General features: G+C 34.8%; 19 protein-coding genes and 1 riboswitch. All 19 genes read left to right on the top strand.

Annotated features, from left to right (window positions below):
• Positions 1 to 288: 288 nt before the first annotated feature.
• The gene (locus APR43_RS07885) at positions 289 to 1,176 is read left to right on the top strand and encodes a sulfite exporter TauE/SafE family protein (RefSeq protein WP_053470097.1); all 888 of its coding nucleotides are present in this window, start codon (positions 289 to 291) and stop codon (positions 1,174 to 1,176) included.
• 25 nt (positions 1,177 to 1,201) lie between these two features.
• Positions 1,202 to 1,912 carry a phosphoadenylyl-sulfate reductase gene (locus APR43_RS07880; RefSeq protein ID WP_053470098.1) on the top strand — a complete coding sequence of 237 codons (711 nt, stop codon included), beginning with the start codon at positions 1,202 to 1,204 and terminating at the stop codon, positions 1,910 to 1,912.
• Between the two features lie 246 nt (positions 1,913 to 2,158).
• Positions 2,159 to 3,058, top strand: coding sequence for a sulfate adenylyltransferase subunit CysD (gene cysD, locus APR43_RS07875; protein ID WP_035645595.1), 900 nt, complete (start codon positions 2,159 to 2,161; stop codon positions 3,056 to 3,058).
• Between the two features lie 160 nt (positions 3,059 to 3,218).
• A complete protein-coding gene (locus APR43_RS07870) occupies positions 3,219 to 4,463 on the top strand; it encodes a sulfate adenylyltransferase subunit 1 (RefSeq protein WP_053470140.1) in 1,245 nt (414 codons plus the stop codon).
• Positions 4,464 to 4,626: 163 nt separating this feature from the next.
• Positions 4,627 to 6,717, top strand: a complete 2,091-nt coding sequence (locus APR43_RS07865) for a HEPN domain-containing protein (protein ID WP_053470099.1) — start codon at positions 4,627 to 4,629, stop codon at positions 6,715 to 6,717.
• Complete coding sequence (gene cobA / locus APR43_RS07860) at positions 6,710 to 7,483, top strand: uroporphyrinogen-III C-methyltransferase (RefSeq protein WP_053470100.1); 774 nt, start codon at positions 6,710 to 6,712, stop codon at positions 7,481 to 7,483. The genes APR43_RS07865 and cobA overlap by 8 nt, the downstream gene beginning before the upstream one ends.
• Positions 7,484 to 7,695: 212 nt before the next feature.
• Positions 7,696 to 8,277, top strand: coding sequence for a bifunctional precorrin-2 dehydrogenase/sirohydrochlorin ferrochelatase (locus APR43_RS07855; RefSeq protein WP_053470101.1), 582 nt, complete (start codon positions 7,696 to 7,698; stop codon positions 8,275 to 8,277).
• Between the two features lie 153 nt (positions 8,278 to 8,430).
• Positions 8,431 to 9,483 carry an NAD(P)/FAD-dependent oxidoreductase gene (locus APR43_RS07850; RefSeq protein ID WP_053470102.1) on the top strand — a complete coding sequence of 351 codons (1,053 nt, stop codon included), beginning with the start codon at positions 8,431 to 8,433 and terminating at the stop codon, positions 9,481 to 9,483.
• Positions 9,484 to 9,629: 146 nt separating this feature from the next.
• A complete protein-coding gene (locus APR43_RS07845) occupies positions 9,630 to 9,857 on the top strand; it encodes a hypothetical protein (protein WP_053470103.1) in 228 nt (75 codons plus the stop codon).
• Positions 9,848 to 10,141, top strand: a complete 294-nt coding sequence (locus APR43_RS07840; protein WP_053470104.1) for a type II toxin-antitoxin system RelE/ParE family toxin — start codon at positions 9,848 to 9,850, stop codon at positions 10,139 to 10,141. Before APR43_RS07845 ends, APR43_RS07840 begins: the two co-directional genes overlap by 10 nt.
• Positions 10,142 to 10,469: 328 nt before the next feature.
• Positions 10,470 to 10,586, top strand: a riboswitch (SAM riboswitch).
• 329 nt (positions 10,587 to 10,915) lie between these two features.
• Entirely contained in the window at positions 10,916 to 11,920 is a 1,005-nt protein-coding gene (locus APR43_RS07835; protein WP_053470105.1) for a homocysteine S-methyltransferase family protein, read from the top strand.
• A 5-nt stretch (positions 11,921 to 11,925) separates the two neighbouring features.
• On the top strand, positions 11,926 to 12,354 hold the full coding sequence (locus tag APR43_RS07830) for a hypothetical protein (protein ID WP_053470106.1): 429 nt from the start codon (positions 11,926 to 11,928) through the stop codon (positions 12,352 to 12,354).
• Positions 12,355 to 12,489: 135 nt separating this feature from the next.
• Positions 12,490 to 12,714, top strand: a complete 225-nt coding sequence (locus APR43_RS07825) for an NTF2 fold immunity protein (RefSeq protein WP_165590655.1) — start codon at positions 12,490 to 12,492, stop codon at positions 12,712 to 12,714.
• 253 nt (positions 12,715 to 12,967) lie between these two features.
• A complete protein-coding gene (metH, locus tag APR43_RS07820) occupies positions 12,968 to 15,643 on the top strand; it encodes a methionine synthase (protein WP_082356340.1) in 2,676 nt (891 codons plus the stop codon).
• A gap of 170 nt (positions 15,644 to 15,813) precedes the next feature.
• Positions 15,814 to 16,770, top strand: coding sequence for a methylenetetrahydrofolate reductase [NAD(P)H] (gene metF / locus APR43_RS07815; RefSeq protein ID WP_053470108.1), 957 nt, complete (start codon positions 15,814 to 15,816; stop codon positions 16,768 to 16,770).
• Positions 16,771 to 16,900: 130 nt separating this feature from the next.
• The gene (locus APR43_RS07810) at positions 16,901 to 17,554 is read left to right on the top strand and encodes a class I SAM-dependent methyltransferase (protein WP_053470109.1); all 654 of its coding nucleotides are present in this window, start codon (positions 16,901 to 16,903) and stop codon (positions 17,552 to 17,554) included.
• Positions 17,555 to 17,714: 160 nt separating this feature from the next.
• Positions 17,715 to 18,938: a dicarboxylate/amino acid:cation symporter gene (locus APR43_RS07805; RefSeq protein WP_053470110.1), complete on the top strand. Its 1,224-nt coding sequence runs from the start codon at positions 17,715 to 17,717 to the stop codon at positions 18,936 to 18,938.
• 117 nt (positions 18,939 to 19,055) lie between these two features.
• Positions 19,056 to 20,450, top strand: coding sequence for a pyridoxal phosphate-dependent decarboxylase family protein (locus APR43_RS07800; RefSeq protein ID WP_053470111.1), 1,395 nt, complete (start codon positions 19,056 to 19,058; stop codon positions 20,448 to 20,450).
• A 298-nt stretch (positions 20,451 to 20,748) separates the two neighbouring features.
• Positions 20,749 to 23,115: a TonB-dependent receptor gene (locus APR43_RS07795; protein ID WP_053470112.1), complete on the top strand. Its 2,367-nt coding sequence runs from the start codon at positions 20,749 to 20,751 to the stop codon at positions 23,113 to 23,115.
• The last annotated feature ends 28 nt before the right edge of the window (positions 23,116 to 23,143 follow it).

Below are 23,143 nucleotides of genomic sequence, written 5' to 3'. Positions count from 1 at the left end.
GTCGCTAAAATAACGACATTTTTATAATTATCCTATGGAAATTGTAGAGATTAAGATATATTTATATAATCAAATGTTTCAGAGGAATATATTGTTTAAATATGGTGTTATAGCGCATTATTTGTGAAATTAATTCAATTATTTGTTTCAACGTGATGCAGAGGAAGTTAAAGGTTTAAAAAAACGAGAATATTTGTTTTGATTTTTAGAAATAAATAGTATTTTTGCAAAGTAATCTATTAACCCGATAGGGTAATAGGTTTTGAAAACAAATCGAATCATTTTAATATGGAAAGAGAACTGAAAATAAATACCGCCGATTCTTTTAAAGAAAAGCTATGGATTGGAATTCCTGTTGTTTTACTAGTAAGTTTATTAACTGTATTAATATACAATCATTACACTGAATTTTCGTGGAATGGATTTGTAGAGGGATTTAATGAAGAATTTTTGGTGTTTTTCGCCATTGGAGTTTTTGCTCAATTAGTAGACGGAACTTTAGGAATGGGTTACGGAGCGACTTCAACGTCATTTTTATTAGCTTATGGAGTCCCTCCGGTTGTAAGCAGTACCGCAGTTCACGTATCTGAAATGTTTACAACAGGAGCGTCGGCACTTTCACATCATAGATTCGGAAACATCAATAAAAAATTGACCAAACATTTATTGATTCCAGGTGTTTTAGGTTCAATTACAGGAGCTTATTTGTTATCTGATGTAATTAATGGAGATATTATCAAGCCATTTATTGCAGTTTACATGATTATCTTGGCTATTGTCATTATCAGAAAAGCATTGAAAAAAACAATTGTAAAGAAGAAAACGAAAAGATTAGGCGCTTTAGCTGTTTTTGGAGGTTTTATGGATTCGGTTGGCGGCGGAGGCTGGGGACCAATCGTAACTTCAACATTATTAGGAAGAGGAAGAAATCCAAGATATACAATTGGTTCAGTAAATGCAGCGGAGTTTGCGATTTCATTTGCAAGTGGTATTACTTTTATGCTTTTTGGAGGAATTCATGGCTGGCAGGTAATCATAGGATTAATTTTAGGAGGCGTTATTTCAGCACCATTAGCAGCATATTTGGTAAACAAAATCAAAAGAAAACCAATGATGGTTGCCGTTGGGATTCTAATTATATTATTGAGTTTAAAAACATTATCTAAATTATTATAATTCTTTAGATACGGAGAAAGAGATTATGAGTGCGATTATTGTACAAGAATTATTAGAGAAAACAAAAGATTTTTCGCTGGATCAAACCTTAGTTTTTTTAGCAGAAAAATTTCCGGGGAAAGTAATTTTTTCCACTTCTTTTGGACAGGAAGATCAGGTAATTACAGATTTTATTGCGAAGAGTAATACTGATATTACCGTTTTTACTTTAGACACCGGAAGATTATTTCAGGAAACTTACGATGTTTTTCACAAAACATTAAAAAAGTATAAAAGACCTATTGAAGTTTTTTTTCCAGAAGCAACAGCGGTAGAAAATCTTCTAAAAGAAAAAGGACCAAACAGCTTTTACGATTCAGTTGAAAACAGAAAAGAATGCTGTTTTATTCGAAAAGTAGTTCCGTTAAGAAAAGCCTTGGCAGGAAATTCAGTTTGGATTACAGGTTTAAGAGCCGAACAATCAGAAAACAGACACGATTTAAATCTGTTTGAATATGATGGAAACTTCGAAATCATCAAATTCAATCCGTTATTAAAATGGACTTTAGAAGAAGTTGAAACGTATTTATCAGAAAACAATGTTCCTCAAAATGCTTTACATAAACAAGGTTTCGTAAGTATTGGCTGCGCGCCGTGTACAAGAGCAATTTTTCCGGGCGAAGATATCAGAGCCGGAAGATGGTGGTGGGAATCAAGCCATAAAGAGTGTGGTTTGCATAGCGCTAAAAAAGAATAAAGAAGCAAGAGGCAAGAAAATAGAGAATAGAATAAAGATATAGATTTAAAGTTCCGAAGGAACGATTCATATTGTAGCGCCGGATTTTAATCCGGGGAGAATGAAGATTTATATTGCGGCATCGGGTTTCAACCTGATGGATGAATGGAAGAGAGAATAGAAAACAGAATAAATAGTGTAAAGTTTTAGAGTAACTCACAACTTAAAACCTGAAACTTGAAACTAAAAAATATCAAACAAAAAACAATGAGTTCAGTATTAAAAACAAACGCTTTAGAGAGTGAAGCGATATACATTTTCAGAGAAGTAATTTCACAGTTTGACAAACCGGTTTTACTTTTCTCAGGAGGAAAAGATTCTATTACATTAGTGCGTTTAGCGCAAAAAGCATTTTTCCCTGCTAAGATTCCGTTTCCTCTATTGCACGTTGATACGGGACACAATTTCCCTGAAACAATCGCTTTCAGAGATAAATTGGTAGAAGAATTAGGTTTAGAGTTGATCGTTCGTAATGTTCAGGATGCTATTGATGAAGGAAAAGTGGTTGAAGAAACTGGAAAATATTCTAGTAGAAACAGCCTGCAAACGACAACACTTTTAGATGCAATTGAAGAATTTAAGTTTGATGCTTGTATTGGCGGTGCACGTCGTGACGAAGAAAAAGCAAGGGCTAAAGAACGCATTTTCTCTGTTCGTGATGACTTCGGACAATGGGACGAAAAAAATCAAAGACCTGAATTGTTTGATATTTTGAATGGAAAGATTGAAAATGGACAAAACGTTCGTGTTTTCCCAATTTCAAACTGGACAGAATTAGATGTTTGGAGTTATATCGAAAAAGAACACATCGAAATTCCATCGATCTATTTTTCACATAAAAGAAAAGTTTTTTTGAGAGACGGTTTAATCTGGTCGCATTCTCCTTTTGTGTACCAAGAAGAAGACGAACAAATCGAAGAAAGAATTGTTCGCTTCAGAACCGTTGGAGATATGAGTTGTACAGCAGCAGTTGAATCTTACGCAGCAACAATCGAAGAAGTTGTAGGCGAAATCAGAGAATCAACGATTTCTGAAAGAGGAGCCAGAATTGATGACAAACGTTCTGAAGCTGCCATGGAAAAGAGAAAACAACAAGGATACTTTTAATAATTGTTAATTGTTAATTGTTAATGCAATTCAGAACGAAATTTTAAAAGTAAAAATCAAGAAAACAAAAACATACAGATTTAATTTTTAGATAAAGTTTTTCAACAACTTGAAACCTGAAACTTGAAACAAAAAATTAAACATGAAACAATATACAAGAATGGAAGTTTTAAAAATAGCAACAGCAGGAAGTGTAGATGACGGAAAAAGTACTTTGATCGGGAGATTATTGTATGATACAAAATCATTGACGACTGATAAGATAGAAGCAATCGAAAAAAGCAGTAAACAAAAAGGTTATGATTATCTTGATTTTTCTTTGGCAACTGATGGTTTAGTGGCAGAAAGAGAGCAAGGAATCACGATTGATGTTGCGCATATTTATTTTTCGACTGCAAAGAAAAGTTACATTATTGCCGATACTCCGGGTCACGTAGAATATACCAGAAACATGGTTACAGGAGCTTCAACTTCTCAGGTTTCTATCATTTTAATTGATGCCAGAAAAGGAGTAATTGAGCAGACTTACCGTCACTTTTTCATCAATAATTTATTGAGGGTAAAAGAAGTAATTGTTGCGATTAACAAAATGGATTTAGTTGATTATTCTGAAGAAGTTTTCAATAAAATCAAAGCCGATTTTCAGGCATTAAATGCAAAAAGTACTTTCAAGGAACAAAACGTAAGTTACATTCCGTTAAGTGCAATCAATGGAGGAAACGTGGTTGATAAATCTGAAAACATGCCTTGGTACGACGGTCAAACTGTTTTAGAACATTTAGAAGGATTGCATGCTCATCATGTTTTTGAAGCAGGAAAAGCACGTTTCCCAGTTCAGACGGTTATTCGTCCAAAAACAGAAGAATACCACGATTTTAGAGGTTACGCAGGAAAATTATACGGAAATTCAATCAAAGTTGGAGATGCTGTAACAGTTCTTCCTTCTTTAACAGAATCTAAAGTATCTAAAATTCACTTTTTCGATAAAACATTTGATGAAGCCGTTGCAGGTTCTTCGATCACAATCGAATTAGAAAATGATATCAATGTAACGAGAGGCGATATGATTGTAAAATCATCAGAACTTCCAAAAATTGAAAAAGACATTACCACAACAGTTTGCTGGATGGACAGTAAAAAACTGGTTCCGGGAACTAAATATTTGGTACAACACAATACAAACAGAGTTTTGGCAAAAGTTGAAAGCATTAAAAATACAATTGCAACAGATTACTCAGGAACAACAGAAGCTTCACAATTAGCGATTAACGAAATTGGAGAAGTAACGATCAAATTAAGTAAGCCGTTATATTTTGATTCATACAACGAAAACAAATCAAACGGAGCTTTTATCTTAATTGATACAGCAACAAACACAACAGCAGGAGTAGGATTTATTCGCTAGTTTCACTGCTGTAAGCAATAAGCTTTAGGCTGTAAGCTTTTAGCAAAAAACGTATAAAAAGGCATGCAATAGCTTACGGCTTATTGTTTAAAGCCAAAGCAAGAAAACACAAAGTTTAAGAAGCTTATAGCCTAAAGCTTAAAGCCTAAAGCATCAAAAAGAAATGGAAAGTTTTAGAACAGAAATAGAAAATCCGGTAGTTCAGAGAGAGATTATCGAATTAGAAAAAAAGATTCATTTATTCCGTGGAGGAAAAATTGATGATGAGCGTTTTCGTAGTCTTCGTTTAGCGCGTGGAATCTACGGTCAGCGCCAAGAAGGCGTTCAAATGATTCGTATCAAATTGCCTTATGGTAAAGTTACCAGCGAGCAATTAGTGCGTATTACACAAGTTTCTGATGAATATTCTACAGGACGTTTGCACATTACAACGCGCCAAGATATCCAGATTCACTATGTGAGTTTAGACCGAACACCAGAGCTTTGGGCAGATTTGGCTAAAGACGATATCACACTTCGTGAAGCTTGTGGAAACACGGTAAGAAATATTACAGGAAGTGAATTAGCAGGTGTAGACGTAAACGAACCATTTGATGTTTCGCCTTATGCACACGGACTTTTTCAATATTTGTTAAGAAACCCAATTTGTCAGGAAATGGGACGTAAATTCAAAATTTCGTTCTCTTCTTCAGACGAAGATACTGCTTTGAGTTATTTGCATGATTTAGGATTTATTCCGAAAATTAAAGACGGACAAAAAGGTTTCAAAATCATGTTTGGAGGAGGTTTAGGATCTCAGCCAGCACATGCCGAATTACTTTCAGAATTCGTTCCGGTTAATGAAATCATTCCAACAGCTGAAGGAATCATCCGTATTTTCGACAGATATGGTGAGCGTGCAAAAAGAATGAAAGCACGTATGAAATTCTTAATTAAAGAAATGGGAAGAGATGTTTTCCTTGATTTGGTTGAACAAGAGAAAAAAGCAATCGCTTTTGAAACATACGAAATTGATACAACAGCTTTTGATGGTCCAATTCCAGAGCCATTATTAGAAGTTCCGCAAGTTACAATCGAAGATACTAAAGCATATGAAGCTTGGAAAAATTCGAATGTAATCAAGCAGAAACAAGACGGTTATTATGCAATTGGAATTAAAGTTTTATTAGGAGATTTTTATACTGATAAAGCACGACTATTAGCTGCTTTAATTAAAAACTATGGAGCAAATGAATTGCGTTTTTCATTGCGTCAAAATATTGTAATACGTCATATAAAGGAAGAGAATTTACCTTTCTTTTATCAGGAATTAGCCAAACTGGATTTTGTTCAATTAGGATATAATTCTACAGGAGATATTACGGCATGTCCGGGTACTGATACTTGTAATTTGGGGATTGCAAGTAGTACCGGTATTGCAGAAGAATTAGAAAGAGTTTTAACGGCAGAATATCCTCAATATTTAAACAACCGCGAAATCGAAATTAAAATTTCAGGCTGTATGAACGCCTGCGGACAACATAATATGTCTGCAATTGGATTTCAGGGAATGTCTATCAACTCAGGTAAACTGGTTGCTCCGGCTTTACAGGTTTTACTTGGCGGAGGAAGATTAGGAAATGGCGCGGGACGTTTTGCTGATAAAGTAATCAAAGTGCCTAGTCGCAGAGGCCCGGATGCATTGCGTACCATCTTAAATGATTTTGATGCTAACGGAAGCGGACAAAAATTCCTGGATTATTATGATACAAAAGGAGAAAAATATTTCTATGAAATCTTAAAACCTTATGCAGATGTAACCAATTTAACAGAAGCTGATTTTGTGGATTGGGGTAATGCAGACAATTACGTAAAAGCAGTTGGAGTTGGAGAATGTGCCGGAGTGGTGATCGATTTAGTAGCGACATTATTGTTTGAAGCTAAAGAGAAATTAATCCTGGCTCAGGAATCTTTCGACAACCAAAAATGGTCAGATGCTATTTATCATGCTTACGCAGGATTTGTAAACGGAGCAAAAGCTTTGTTATTGGCAGAAAACCAAAAAACAAACCATCACGCAGGAATTGTTGATTTGTTTGATACCGTTTTCATCGAAAATAATAAAATCGAATTAAACTCAACTTTTAAAGACTTGGTTTACCAAATCAATAAAAATGAACCATCAGAAACTTTCGCTAAAGATTATATCGCTCAGGCAGTAGTTTTCTTTGATAAAATCGAAACTTTCAGAGCTCAGGAATTAGAAAATGCTTAATATAAAACCCAAAATAACTTTAGTCGGTGCAGGTCCGGGCGATCCTGATTTACTTACGCTGAAAGCTGTAAAAGCATTGGCTGAAGCAAATGTGGTTTTATACGACGCTTTGGCCAACGAAGAAATTCTGGATTACGCGCCAAAAAGTGCAATTAGAATTTTTGTTGGAAAAAGAATTGGAAATCATGCTTACACGCAAGATCAAATCAATCAGTTGATTGTAGATAATGCTTTGACATACGGAAACGTAGTCCGATTAAAAGGAGGAGATCCATTTATTTTTGGAAGAGGAGGCGAAGAAGTGGAATTTGCAGAAAGTTTCGGAATTGAAACGATCATAGTTCCTGGAATTTCATCTGTAGTTGCCGTTCCTGCAAGTCAGGGAATTTCAATAACTAAAAGAGGAGTTTCAGAAAGCTTTTGGGCGATTACTGGAACAACATCGGATAGAAAATTATCTTCAGATGTAGCTTTAGCAGCGCAATCTTCTGCAACGGTTGTAATTTTAATGGGAATGCACAAATTGCCTCAAATCATCGAGTTATTCCAGAAAGAAGATAAAGGAGGTTTACCTGTTGCGATCATTCAAAACGGAACAACAACAGATGAAAAAGTAGGCGTAGGAACTGTAGATTCGATTTTAGAAGTTGTAAAAGAAAAAGAACTAGGTTCACCAGCGATTATTGTTCTTGGAGAAGTTGTGAGAGAAAGCAACAAACTAAAAGGATTTTACGAAGAATTTCTATCAAAAGAAATCGCAAGATAAAGTTCCGAAGGAACGATTCATATTGCAGCGTCGGGTTTAAACCCGATGGACGTATGGCAATAACGTTGAATTTTAACCCAATTTTGCCAAAGAGAATGTTCCGTTAGGAACATTTGGTCGGTAGAAAAAATAAATGTTCCCAATAAAAATGTTCCGTTAGGAACATCTGATTGGTAAATCATCTAATTTTGATTAGATGAAAATAAATTAAAATGGAACAAAACGAATTATATCCAATATTTCTCAAGCTTCACAATTTAAATGTATTGATTGTAGGTGGTGGAAATGTAGGTCTGGAAAAGCTTTCTTTCTTGCTAAAGTCAAGTCCGAATGCAAATGTTGAGGTTGTAGCAAAAGAATTTCATTTAGAAATCAAAGTTTTAGCAGAAAACCATCCTTCGATTACGTTGACCAAATCGAAGTTCAAAAAGAAGATGCTCAAAAAACGTCACATGGTAATTGCCTGTACAGACGATTTGAAAGTGAATAAAAAGGTTTACGAATTATCGAGAAAACGTTATTTGATTTGCAATATTGCTGATACGCCCGATTTATGTGATTATTATTTAGGCGGAATAGTAACAAAAGGAAATGTAAAAATTGCTATTTCAACCAATGGAAAATCACCAACAACGGCCAAAAGGCTTCGGGAATTTTTTGAAGAAGTAATTCCGGAAGATATAAATCAAATGGTTGAAAACCTAAACGAATACAGAAAAACCTTAAAAGGTAATTTTGAAGAAAAGGTAAAAAGGATGAACGAAATAACCGATTCATTGAAGAATAAAAAATAATAAAAAAGTTCCGAAGGAACGATTTATATTGTAGCGTCGGGTTTCAACCCGATGGATGAACGAGGAGAAATGAATAATGATAAAAATCATTGTCAGGAGAATAAATTATTCGTTTCTTTGTATTATTAAGAATGATTATAAACAACAAACATAATGATTAAAACAGATATACTTATAATTGGAGCAGGCCCAACAGGTTTATTTGCCGTTTTCGAGGCAGGATTGTTAAAATTGAAATGCCACATTTTAGATGCCTTACCACAAGCAGGAGGACAACTATCAGAGTTATATCCAAAAAAGCCTATTTACGATATTCCGGGTTTCCCAGAAGTTTTAGCCGGAGATTTAATTGATAATTTGCAAGAACAAATTAAGCAATTTGAGCCGGGTTATACATTAGGAGAACGTGCTGAAACCATCGAAAAACAAGAAGACGGAACTTTCATTGTAACTTCAAACAAAGGAACTAAATTTCACGCACCGGTTATCGCTATCGCAGGAGGTTTAGGAAGTTTTGAGCCTCGTAAACCACTTATAGAAGATATCGAGTTTTATGAAGATAAAGGAGTAAAATACTTCATTAAAAATCCGGAGAAATTCAGAGATAAAAGAGTTGTAATTGCAGGAGGAGGAGATTCAGCGTTAGACTGGTCAATTTTCTTAGCAAATGTAGCTTCAGAAGTAACTTTAATTCACAGAAGAAACGAATTTAGAGGAGCTTTAGATTCTGTAGAAAAAGTACAGGAATTAAAAACAGCTGGAAAAATCAAATTAATAACTCCAGCAGAAGTTATTGGAATCAATGGTGCTGAGCACGTTGAATCATTAGATATCGAAGAAAACGGAGCACACCGTAAAATCGAAACGGATTATTTTATCCCGCTTTTTGGATTAACACCAAAATTAGGCCCAATTGGAGACTGGGGATTAGAAATCGAGAAAAATGCAATCAAAGTAAACAATGCATTAGATTACCAAACCAACATTCCGGGAATCTTTGCCATTGGAGACGTAAACACATATCCAGGAAAATTAAAATTGATCCTTTGCGGTTTCCACGAAGCAACTTTAATGTGCCAGGCAGCATACGGAATCATCAATCCAGGTAAAAAATATGTATTGAAATATACAACAGTATCTGGTGTAGACGGTTTCGACGGAACTCGTAAAGAAGCGCCAAAAGCGGTTGTGAAAGCAATCGTCTAGTTTCTGAGATTCTAAGTCCTAAGACACTAAGATTTCTATATAAAGCTCAAACTTTTAGTTTGGGCTTTTTTTAGCTTAATCCCTTAGAAACTTAGGATCTCAGAACCTAAAAAAACGTATCTTTGTAATTATAAATTTTGATAATCATGAATTTAGAAGCTAGAAAATATCAATTTATTCAAGAGTTGGCTAAGGTTGAAGATGAGCGCATTTTAGAGAAACTGGAATTGGTTTTGAAAGCAAATCAGAATGATTGGTTTGATGAATTATCAGAATCGGAGAAAAACGAAATTCAAATTGGAATAGATCAAGCCGAAAAAGGGGAAGTTGTAAGCCACGAAGATGTTATGAAAAGATTTTCAAAATGGCATTAAAATTTATTTGGACTTCACAAGCCGTAAAAGGTTTTAATAAAATTGTTGATTATCTGGAAGAAAAATGGACTAAAAAAGAGATTTTAAACTTAGAAGATAAAATCCGGCAAGTAATAAATCAAATCAATTTAAATCCCGATCAATTCCCAAAATCTGTAAAAAACGAATCTTTATATAAAGCAATTGTAGACAAAAATAATTATTTAGTTTACAGACTAAATAAGGAATCCAACACTATTGAAATTATCAATTTTAGAGGAACAAAACAAAAGCCTAAATACTAAGTGAAATATCAAGTTTCTAAGATTTTTATAGAAAGTTCAAACTCAAAGTTTGAGCTTTTTTATTTTAACAAATAATAGTCTCCTTTTACTTAAAATATAGCCAGTAGTTGAAACCACTGGAACGCAATCCATACACAATAAATGATTACAATACGAAAAGAATTATCACAATACGTTTCCCGTGGTTGAAACCACGGGCTATATTTGAAAAACAGAAGTTAATTTTAAAACTTAGAACCTAAGTATCTTAGAGTCTCAGCATCTTTAAAAAAACATTTGCAAATAGAAACCCTATTTCATACCTTTGCACTGTTCTTAAAATTATTGTCAGTTATCACGAAAGGCGGAGGGATAGACCCGATGAAACCTTAGCAACCCTTTATCATAAAGAAGGTGCTAAATTCTACTTTATACAACATTTTCCAGTATTAAAGATAGATAACACAAATACATTACTCGTATTTCTCAAAACTTTTCCAGACAACTACAATATTTACTGAAACAGATTCTGTATCAGGAGCGAATCATTGGCGCATTTTTGCAGTCAATAGTTCCCGCTTTCGCCTATATCTCTCCATTTCATTGCGAGGATACCGGCTCAAACAAAGTTCACTGAACTCCTATGAAAATAGAAATTAAGTGAAGTAATCGGGGCTAATGAGCCAGCAATAATGCACTTTTGGTATTAATGTGAAAAATATCGAAGGTAAATAGAGCCTTCAAATTAAAAATAAAAAAAGCTTTGTGCCTTAGCGCCTTAGCGGCAAATACAAGATGGCAATAACAATTCAAGAAGCAATAAAAAAAAATATCCTAATCCTTGATGGAGCAATGGGAACAATGCTGCAGCGCTATAATTTCTCAGAAGAAGATTTTAGAGGAGAGCGTTTCAAAGATTTTCCGCATCCGCTAAAAGGAAACAACGATTTACTATCCTTAACACAACCACAAGCGATCCGCGATGTTCATGCCGCTTATTATGAAGCTGGTGCTGACATCGTAGAAACCAATACATTCTCTGGAACGACAATCGGTATGGCCGATTATCATATGGAAGATTTGGTTTACGAGTTAAACTACGAATCGGCAAAAATCGCCAGACAAGTAGCCGATGAGTTTACTGCTAAAAATCCAGAAAAACCACGTTTCGTAGCCGGTTCAATCGGTCCGACAAACAGAACGGCAAGTATGTCACCAGATGTAAACGATCCAGGCTACAGAGCCGTAACGTTTGACGATTTACGAATTGCATACAAAGAACAAGTAGAAGCCTTAATGGATGGTGGCTGCGATTTGCTTTTAGTAGAAACTATTTTCGATACCTTAAATGCAAAAGCAGCGCTTTTTGCGATCGAAGAAGTAAAAGAAGAACGCAATCTTGATATTCCAATCATGGTTTCAGGAACAATTACGGATGCTTCAGGAAGAACACTTTCAGGACAAACAGTTGAAGCGTTTTTGATTTCAGTTTCGCATATTCCGTTATTAAGCGTAGGATTCAATTGCGCCCTTGGAGCCGATTTATTGAAACCATATTTAAAAACATTAGCGCATAATACAAGCTTTAATGTTTCGGCACATCCAAATGCAGGATTGCCAAACGCATTCGGACAATACGATGAAACACCGGAACAAACGCAGGCATTCATTAAAGAATATTTAGACGATAATTTAATCAATATAATTGGTGGCTGCTGCGGAACAACTCCGGATCATATTCGATTAATTGCAGAAGTTGCGAAGGATTATAAACCTAGAGTTGCGCCTGTCTTGGCTTAATAATTATGGGAGAAAAAAACGATGCGAAAGCAAATTATTTGGCAGTAGCTGGTTTTGTAGCAGTAATTATGCTAATGATTCTTTTTAGTCGTAACAATGCTGATGAATCTGAAAAGTATAAAAAGACATTTAAAGGAGAAACAATAGGACTTACAACTAGATCAAATTACCACCGAAAAAGGAGGTATTTGAGATATTATTTTTACACAAATAAAAAAGTTTTAGCTGAGGTTTCTAGTGATTATGGACATTTAAATAAGTTTTATAAAGTAAAATACGATTTAGACAACCCAGAAAAAAACTATATAGTTTTAGAAGAAGAATTAGAACCTGATTCAATTTCATTAGTTAAAGCAGGATTTACTAAAACTAAATATTACATATATGATGCAGGAGTAACTTGCAAATATATAGAGCATTCAAAATGGAAGTAAAAATTTCATAGGGATGAAACATTATAATAGTTCGACAATATGAAATTTTTCTTGTTTCTGTTTAGCTTAACATTTATTAGCTGTAATTATACAACTAATACAGTTTTTCAGAAAAGTATTAAATGTGAAGATTGTTTGGTTACAAAAGAAGAGACAGCTGTTGGAATAGCGGAGCCTATTTTGTTCGAAACATATGGAAAAGATCAAATAGAAGATCAAAGACCTTATACAGTAACAATAGAAAATGATTCTATTTGGCATATTGAAGGGACTTTTAATAGTATTGGTTTTGGAGGTGTGTTTGATATTAAAATCTCAGCAAAAAACGGGAAGGTTCTTTATATGATGCATGGAAAGTAGAAAGATAATTGAAAAGTAAAAGAAATATAAAGGCTATTATGAAACCGAGTTTGCGTGAGGGATAGAAGCGGTTAGCCCACAGCCTGACGAAGGAAGAGCGAGGACTAAAAGCGGATAGCCCGACCCGGAGGGACACGCCCAAATTAATAAACATAAATACCTACGAGGTTTTAAAAACCTTGCAGGAACACAAATAGAGAATAAAAAAACTTAGAATCTAAGCATCTTAGAATCTTAGTAACTGAAAAAGAAAATGACAGAAAAAAGAAGAGACCTTGTATTATCAGGATTAGAACCATTAATTATTACGCCGGAAAGTGTTTTCGTGAATGTTGGAGAGCGTACGAATGTAACAGGTTCAAGAAAATTCCTGAGATTAATCAAGGAAGAGAAATATGACGAGGCACTTGATATTGCAAGACAACAGGTAGAAGGAGGAGCGCAGATCATCGATATTAATATGGATGAAGGAATGCTTGATGGCGTTAATGCAATGACTAAATTTTTGAATTTAATCGCTGCAGAACCAGACATTTCGAGAGTGCCAATTATGATCGACAGTTCGAAATGGGAAATCATTGAAGCAGGTCTGAAAGTAGTACAAGGAAAAAGCGTTGTAAACTCGATTTCGTTAAAAGAAGGCGAAGAAGCCTTTATTCATCACGCGCGATTAATCAAACGTTACGGAGCGGCGGCAATTATCATGGCTTTTGACGAAGTTGGTCAGGCCGATAATTTCGACCGAAGAGTTGAGATTTGTCAGCGTTCGTATGATATTTTGGTGAACAAAGTAGGGTTTCCTCCACAGGATATTATTTTCGATTTAAATATTTTCCCGGTTGCAACCGGAATGGAAGAACATCGCTTAAATGCTTTGGACTTTTTTAGAGGAACAAAATGGGTTCGCGATAATTTACCTCACGCACATATCAGCGGTGGAGTGAGTAACGTTTCGTTCTCTTTTAGAGGAAACGATACGGTTCGTGAAGCGATGCACTCGGTGTTTTTATACCACGCGATTAAAAACGGAATGACGATGGGAATCGTAAATCCGGAGATGCTTACGATTTACGATGATATTCCGAAAGACTTATTAGAACACGTTGAAGACGTAATTTTAGATAGACGCGACGATGCGACAGAACGACTTTTAGATTTTGCAGAAAATGTAAAAGGTGAGGCAAAGAGCGATGAAAAAGTAGTTCAGGAATGGCGTTTTGGAACCGTTCAGGAGCGTATTACACATTCATTGGTAAAAGGGATTGATGCTTTTATCGAAGAAGATGTTGAAGAAGCACGTTTAGCAGCAACAAAACCAATTGAAGTTATCGAAATCAATTTGATGACGGGAATGAATGTGGTTGGAGATTTATTCGGAAGCGGAAAAATGTTTCTTCCTCAGGTTGTAAAATCGGCTCGTGTAATGAAAAAAGCGGTGGCTTATTTATTGCCATTTATTGAAGCAAGTAAGCAAGCCGGAGACAAACAAGGAAACGGAAAAATCCTGATGGCGACTGTAAAAGGTGACGTTCACGATATTGGTAAAAACATTGTTTCGGTGGTTTTGGCTTGTAATAATTACGAGATTGTAGATCTTGGAGTTATGGTGCCTCCGGAAAAAATTATTGCTGCGGCGATTGAACACAATGTAGATATCATAGGTTTAAGCGGACTGATCACGCCTTCGCTTGACGAAATGGTGTATTTAGCCAAAGAATTAGACAAACAAGATATTAAAATCCCGATTATGATTGGCGGCGCAACCACTTCGCGTGCGCATACAGCCGTGAAAATTGCGCCTCAATACAGAGAAACTGTAATTCACGTTAACGATGCTTCGAGAGCTGTTACCGTTGCAGGAAATCTGTTGGATCATAACCGAAAAATATATGCGGCTGATATTCGCGCAGAATACGATTCGTTTAGAGAAACATTCTTAAACCGTTCAAGAGATAAAAACTTCCTGACGATTGAAGATGCACGCAAAAATAAATTACCATTGGATTGGTCTGAATACACGCCAACTAAGCCAAAAGTAATTGGCGCTCAAACCATCGAAATAGAACTGGATGTTTTGGTTCCGTATATCGACTGGACGCCATTTTTTCAGACTTGGGAATTGTACGGAAAATATCCTGCGATTTTAACGGATGAGGTTGTGGGCGAACAAGCAACTTCTGTTTTTAACGATGCTCAGGCGATGTTGAAAGTGATTTTAGAAGAGAAAAAGCTGAAAGCAAAAGGTATTTACGGAATTTTCCCTGCGAATCAGATTGATGATGACGATATCGAATTGCGTGATGAAAACGGAAAAGTTTTAGAGAAATTCTTAACGCTTCGTCAGCAGTCACAAAAAACAAAAGGAGCACCAAACATGGCTTTAGCCGATTTTATTCTGCCAAAAGAAAGCGGAATAACCGATTATATGGGAGCTTTTTGTGTAACCACAGGTTTTGGTGTTGACGAATGGGCAGCGGAATATGAAAAGAATTTAGACGACTACAATTCGATTATGGTAAAAGCGCTTGCCGATCGTTTTGCTGAGGCTTTCGCCGAATATCTTCACGAAAAAGTTCGTAAAGATTTCTGGGGTTATGATTCAGAAGAATCTTTAACCAACGAAGAATTGATTAAAGAAAATTATAAAGGAATTCGTCCTGCGCCAGGTTATCCGGCTTGTCCTGATCACTTGGAAAAGCCAACGATTTGGAAACTTTTAAACGTAGCCGAAGAAATTGGAGTAACCCTGACAGAAAGCATGGCGATGTGGCCGGCTTCTTCGGTTTCAGGATATTATTTCGGAAATCCAAAAAGCAGGTATTTCGGACTGGGAAAAATAAAAGAAGATCAGGTTGTAGATTACGCCAAACGACGCAATGTTCCAACTGATTATGCCATGAAATGGTTGAATCCTAATATAGCAGATTAACGAAAGGTTATTTTAGTTTCAAGTTTCAGGTTTCAAGTTCTCTACAGCAACTTGAAACTTGAAACCTGAAACTTGAAACAAATAAAAAGATTGATTTACGTTTTTTGATTTCAGATTTTTTACACAGACTAAAACTCAAAATTCATAACTCATAACCCATAACTTAAGAAATGAAAGTAACAGAGCATATAGAAAACGCCAAAGGAAAAACATTATTCTCATTTGAAATTATTCCGCCTCAAAAGGGGAAAAGTATTCAGGAATTATACGATAATATCGATCCGTTAATGGAGTTTAAACCGCCGTTTATTGACGTAACGACTTCTCGCGAAGAGTATATTTATATTGATCGCGGCAACGGACTTTTGGATAAAAAATTGACTCGTATGCGTCCGGGAACGCTTGGGATTTGCGCTTCTATAAAACATAAATACAATGTAGATACAGTGCCACATTTGCTTTGCGGAGGCTTTACACAAGAAGAAACAGAATATATGCTGGTTGATTGTCAATATTTGGGAATCAACAACGTAATGGCGCTTCGAGGCGATGCGATGAAAGACGAACAATCTTTTGTGCCAAAAGCTGGGGGAAATCATTATGCAATTGATTTAGTACGACAAATCAACGATCTAAACTGCGGAAAATATCTTCATGAAGTGATGGATATCGACAACAAAGCTGATTTTTGTATTGGTGTTGCGGGTTATCCTGAAAAACATTTAGAATCACCATCTTTACAATCAGATTTAAAAAGATTAAAAGAAAAAGTTGACGCGGGAGCAGATTATGTAGTAACACAAATGTTTTTTGACAACTCGAAATATTTTAATTTTGTTGCTAAAGCAAGAGAAATGGGGATCACAATTCCTATTATTCCCGGAATTAAACCAATTGCTGTTCAAAGACATTTACAAGTTTTACCGCAGATTTTCAGAATCGATTTACCAGAAGATTTAATCGATGCTGTTGATAAATGCAAAAATAACGCTGAAATCAAACAAGTCGGAATCGAATGGGCGATTCAGCAGTCATTAGAATTAAAAGCTGCCGGAGTTCCGTTTTTACATTATTATTCAATGGGGAAATCTGAGAATATTCGTCAAATTGCGAGTCAAGTTTTTTAAGGTTTTTACGGATTGAACTTTGTCAAAGTTTTAAACTTTGACAAAGTTGTTCGAGTCTAGTTCCTCGGAAGACAAGAATAGGCTTAATTTGGAATTTGGTATTTTTTTATTGGAATTTAATTTAAGAATTATGAAAAACGAAGAATTACAAGCCATAGCCTCTCAATTAAAACATCCAACTGGAGAAAAAGGAATCGAAATGGCAAATATGATGAACGAAACGAACATCAATATGACCCGTCATTCGATTCAAAATCTTAATATATCCAAAGAGAATAAAATTCTGGAATTAGGTCACGGAAATGCGGGACACGTTGAATTTTTGTTTGAACAAGCAGAAAATCTGAAATATTACGGACTGGAAATGTCGGAACTGATGTTTCAGGAAGCACGCCAGATAAACAGGAATTTTGTTTCTCAAAAACAAGCTTTCTTTTCGCTTTATGACGGAGATAAAATTCCGTTTGAAGACGAATCTTTTGATAAAATATTTACTGTAAACACTATTTATTTTTGGCAGGAGCCAGAGAAATTGCTTTTAGAAATTTACAGAGTTTTGCAGCCAAATGGAAATTTCTGCTTAACATTTGCTCAGGAAGATTTCATGAAGCAATTACCTTTTACACAATTTGAATTCGAATTATACAGCACTGAAAAAGCTCAGCAATTAATTGAAAAAACGCCTTTTAAAATTGTTTACACAGAAACGCAGACAGAAAAAGTAAAGAGCAAAACAGGCGAATTGGCAGACAGAGATTATACAACTATTGTTTTGGAAAAATAATTTTTCTGCCACTCCCGATAACTATCGGGATAAAAGATTTAAAAGGATTTTTAATTTGTGTTAATCCTTATAATCTGTGGCAAAAAAGAATTAATTCTTGCATTTTTTGAGTACTTTCATTCTATATTATTAACCTTTCTGAATATAATCCTCTACAATTATGGAAGTTAAAAAAATCAATTTTCTACAAAATTACAGCAGCATACTTTTGCTTCTTGGCGGTATTATTATCGGGAGTATTTTTGGATTAGTGTTTGGAGAAAAAGTTTTGATAATAAAACCAATTGGCGATATATTCCTAAACTTGCTTTTTACTGCCATTATTCCACTTATATTTTTCACGATTGGTTCTTCCATTGCTAATTTGGAGCGAACAGAAAAACTAGGAAAGCTGTTTGTGATTATGATTCTGGTTTTTTTGGCGACAATTCTTATTTCAGGAATCGTAATGATTTGTGCCGTTTATCTTTTTCCAATTCATCAGGATATTGCCATTACCAAAGTTCCGTTTGAAAAGATTGAATCAGGATCTGCGGGAGATCAGATAGCGAAACTGCTTACGGCAAATGATTTCTTCGAATTACTGTCGCGAAAAAGCATGCTGGCGTTGATTATCTTCTCTTTTTTAATTGGTTTTGCCACATTGCAGTCTGGAGAAAAAGGAAAGGCTTTCAAGAGTTTTCTGGATTCCGGAAACGAGGTTATGAAACAACTTTTGAACATTATAATGAAGTTTGCACCACTTGGTTTAGGAGCTTATTTTGCCTATCAGGTTGGTATTTTCGGGCCGCAGTTGTTTGGAGTTTATGCAAAACCTATGGCAGTTTATTATGCAGCCTGTATTTTTTATTTCTTTGTGTTCTTTAGTTTATATGCATTTGTCTCTGGCGGAAAAAGAGCATTTAAAGTTTTTTGGAGCAATAATATTACGCCTTCATTAACAGCAGTTGGAACCTGCAGCAGTATTGCAACGATTCCGGCAAATTTGGACGCTGCACAAAAAATGGGAATTCCGTCGCATGTTCGTAATTTGGTAATTCCGCTTGGAGCACCTTTGCACAAAGATGGTTCGAGTATGTCATCCATTTTAAAAATAACCTTTTTGTTTGCAATGTTTGGGAAAGATTTTACAGATCCAATGACCATCCTTCTGGCTTTGGGAATTACTGTAGTTGTCTCAATTGTAGAGGGCGGAATTCCAAACGGAGGTTATATTGGCGAAATCTTAGCCATTACTGTTTACGGTTTCCCGATGGAACAAGCGCTGCCAGTTGCTATGATTTTGGGAACTTTGGTTGATCCAATTGCCACTTTACTAAACGCAAATGGCGATGTAATCTGCTCGATGATGGTTTCGCGATTCTCTGAAAAAACCAAGTGGTAGCTTCGGTATAAAAAATTTCCTTTCAAAAATAATTCTTAAAAATAATTTTATCTCGCATGTAAGGGCTTCGACTTCGCTCAGCCTGACAATGACGCTGATCAAATAACTTATGTAAATATGAACACAACACTACAACGCGATTTAAGCGATTTAGAAAATATCTTAGAAAAAGCAAAACAACAAGGCATTGATTTTCTTAATAATCTTGAAAACATTCCAACATCGAATACCAATAGAATTGATCCCAAGCGAAATTTAAACCAGTTAGGTTTAGGTTCAGAAAAAGCTTTAAAAGAATTTAATGAAAGATTAGCACCTTTATTAGTTTCGTCTCCGGGACCGCGTTATTGGGGATTTGTAACGGGAGGATCAACTCCGGCTTCTATTGTTGGTGACTGGCTGGCAACGGTTTATGATCAAAATGCACAATCAATTAATTCGCAAGGAGGAAATTCGGCACTAATAGAATTTGAAACTATTAATTTACTGCTGCAATTATTAGAACTTCCAGATTTCTTTTTAGGCGGATTCGTAACGGGAGCTACAATGTCAAACTTTACCAGTTTAGCAGTTGCGAGACAATGGTTTGGGAAACAACTTGGAAAAGATTTTGCTAAAAACGGAATTTCTGAAACCATAAATATCTTAACTGCAACGGCGCATTCTTCTTCCATAAAATCATTATCAATGTTAGGAATTGGAAGTCAGAATTACACCGTAATAAAAACGGTTGAAGGCAATCGTGAAGCAATTGATATTGCTGATTTAGAATTGAAAATTAAAGAATTAAACGGAAAACCTTTCATGTTAATTTCAAGTGCCGGAACCGTAAATACTGCAGATTTTGATGATTTTGAAGCTATTTCAAATCTAAAAGAAAAATACAATTTCTGGTGGCATATTGATGGCGCTTTTGGTGGATTTGCTGCGGTTTCGGAGAAATACAAACATTTTGTAAAAGGCTGGGAAAATGCAGACAGTATTACAATCGATTGTCATAAATGGCTTAATGTGCCTTATGAAAGTGCCTTTTATTTAATAAAAAAAGACCACGTGAATCTGCAGATTGAAACGTTTCAGAATTCGAATGCGCCATATTTAGGAAATCCGCTGGAGAATTTTAATTATTTAAATGTTCTTCCTGAAAATTCACGTCGTTTAAGAGCGCTTCCAGTTTGGTTTTCTTTATTAGCTTACGGAAAAGAGGGTTTTTGCGATATTATTGAAAAAAGTATTTCACTGGCACTGCATTTTGGAAATGCTCTTATTGAAGACGGCAGTTTTGAACTTCTTGCTCCAATTAGATTAAATAATGTTTGCTTTACTTTAAAAGGGGATGAAAATCAAGATAAAGTGGGAGAGTTTTTAACCAAACTAAATGATACGGGGACTGTTTTTATGACGCCGACTTTTTATCAAAATAGAAAAGGAATCAGGGCTTCGTTTGTAAATTGGCGAACTACAGAAGAAGATATTAAAATAGTTTTAGAAGAAATGAAACAGCTTATCTAAAAAAACAATAAAAACTTTTTGACAAGTCCTGCTAACTACTGTTAGCAGGATTTTTTTTATTGAATTTGTAAGGTTTTTAATGGATTTAAGTTTTGTGATTTTAACTTATCCTCCATTTTATTTAATAAAAACTTAATTTAATATTAATCAAATCTTAAGAATTGATGGATTTTTTTATTAATATTTTATTTTAAAGGTTAATTTAATTCTTATTTAGAATAAATAAAAATTAATTTGTTTTTATTTATATTTGTATGTTAATTTTGTGCAAAAATTTAATTTAAACCAAATTAATATAATGCAAATTAACAGACTATTAATCCTGATTTTATTGTTCTTCACTTCGATTCAGGGTTTTTCACAAAGTAGTAAAGTAAATTTAAGTGGTGTCATTTTAGGAAATAATGGAAAACCTTCCGAAGGTGTTTCGGTGGCATTAAAAGGGACATCTTATTCAACTTTAACAAACGAAAAAGGAGAATTTGAAATTAGTGCCGTACCAGATAATTATACTTTATCAATTTCCTATGTTGGTTACAAATCAAAACAAATCAAAATAAATCTGGATCAGTCTAAAACAATCCCAACGATCACTATTGAAGAGGATATGGCGGCTTTAGATGAAGTTCAGGTTAAAGGAAAATCAAAAGTACAGCGCGTTCGCGAAGAAGCCTTTAATATTACCGCAGTTGATTTAAAACAGCTTTATAATACTTCTGCAGATTTAAATCAGGTTTTAAATAGAACTACCGGAGTTCGTGTGAGAGAAACAGGAGGAATGGGATCTGCTTTTAATTTTTCATTGAACGGTTTTTCCGGAGATCAGGTTAAATTTTTTATGGACGGAATTCCATTAGATAATTACGGACCATCTTTTACATTGAATAATATTCCAACAAATATGGCGGAAAGAATTGATGTTTATAAAGGAGTTGTACCAATTGAATTAGGAGGCGATGCTTTAGGAGGTGCAGTAAATATTGTAACGAATAAAAATGTAAACAGATATATTGATGCATCATACAGTTACGGCTCTTTTAATACGCACAAAGCTGCATTAAATACACGTTTTACGAGTAAAAATGGTTTTGTAACCAATCTTAATGCCTTTCTTAATTATTCTGATAATAGTTATAAAGTCGAAGCTCAGGTTCCAGATCCTTTAACAGGACTTTTTGGGCCGCCGGAAGAACTTAAGCACTTTCATGATGGTTATAAACAAGCAACTGTTATAGCAGAAGTAGGAGTAAAAGACAAAAAATATGCAGATTACTTATTAGTTGGTGTTACTGGCAGTGCAAACAAAAAGGAAATACAACAAGGGCCTACTATGTTTAGAGTTGTTGGTGATGCTTTTGAAGACAGCCATAATTTTGTTACTTCATTAAAGTATAAAAAATCAAACTTGTTTACTAAAGGGTTGACTGCAACTTGGTCAGCATCTTACAACATAGCAGAAGAACGCAAGGTTGATACGTCATCCAGAAGATTTACATGGAGAGGAGTACGAACAGATGTGCCGGCTTATAATAGTTCGGGAGAAATTAATACCGTTAAAACTTTAATGGTCTATGATGTAAAATCTCTTCAAAGTAATGCTAATTTAAAATATGAGTTAGATGAGAACAACACATTTGCTCTAAATTATACTTATGTAGGATATAAGCGTACAGAGGATAATGAATATATAACTACAGATAAACCAACAAAACCGTTTTTGAATAAAAATATAGTAGGTTTTTCATATAGTTTATCAGCACTTGAAAAAAGATTGTCTTTTACAGCTTTTGGAAAAATGCTTGATTTAAAAGGAGAAGTAACAACAGATCCGGGTACAACTTCAGAAAAAGTAGTTAACCCTTCCTTTAACAATTTTGGTTATGGAAGTGCCGCAGCTTATTTTTTAATTCCTGAAACTTTACAGCTTAAAACATCTTTTGAGCATGCTTACAGAATGCCATCAGCACTTCAATTATTAGGAGATGGTCTTAGAGTAAGTCCAAGTCCAAATCTTCAGCCGGAATCTAGTGATAATTTTAATTTTGGATTTTCTTATAAAAATGCTGCTGCTGTACATTCTTATGGAGCAGAAGCAAATTTTATCTACAGAAGAGCTGATGATTTTATACAAGACAGACAAGATCAAAGCAATCCATCAAAAAGTAAAGCGATTAATTTTAAAAATATACAAGTAACCGGAGTTGATGGAGTTTTACATTATGGATACAAAGATTGGCTGGTTTTAGATTTAAATGCAACGTATCAAAAAACGGTTAATAAAGACGCAACGGTTTCTCCGGGTACCAATCAGGTTAATTATTTGTATAATAAACAACTAGCAAACGTGCCAATTTTATATGGAAATGCCAATCTAGGATTTAATTTCAAAAAAATTGGGTTTGAAGACGACTTCCTTACCATTAATTTATTGACAAATTACTCAAGCAGTTATTATTTAAGAAATCCAAATCTTGGAGAAACAGGAAAAAAAGAAATTCCTGAACAGCTTTACTATTCCGGATCTGTAGCTTATTCACTTAAAAACGGACGCTATAACATTGCATTAGAATGTTTTGATATTACAGACGTTAAGCTTTACGATTATTTTAATGTGCAAAAGCCCGGGCGATCATTTACATTAAAACTTCGTTATTTCTTCATGTAACCTTTCTAATACTATATAAAATTAATTC

This window comes from Flavobacterium sp. NLM (assembly GCF_002210235.1).
Lineage (GTDB): Bacteria > Bacteroidota > Bacteroidia > Flavobacteriales > Flavobacteriaceae > Flavobacterium > Flavobacterium panici.
The sequence above is the reverse complement of the archived record's forward strand: the minus strand, read 5'-3'. Positions and strand labels throughout refer to the sequence as shown.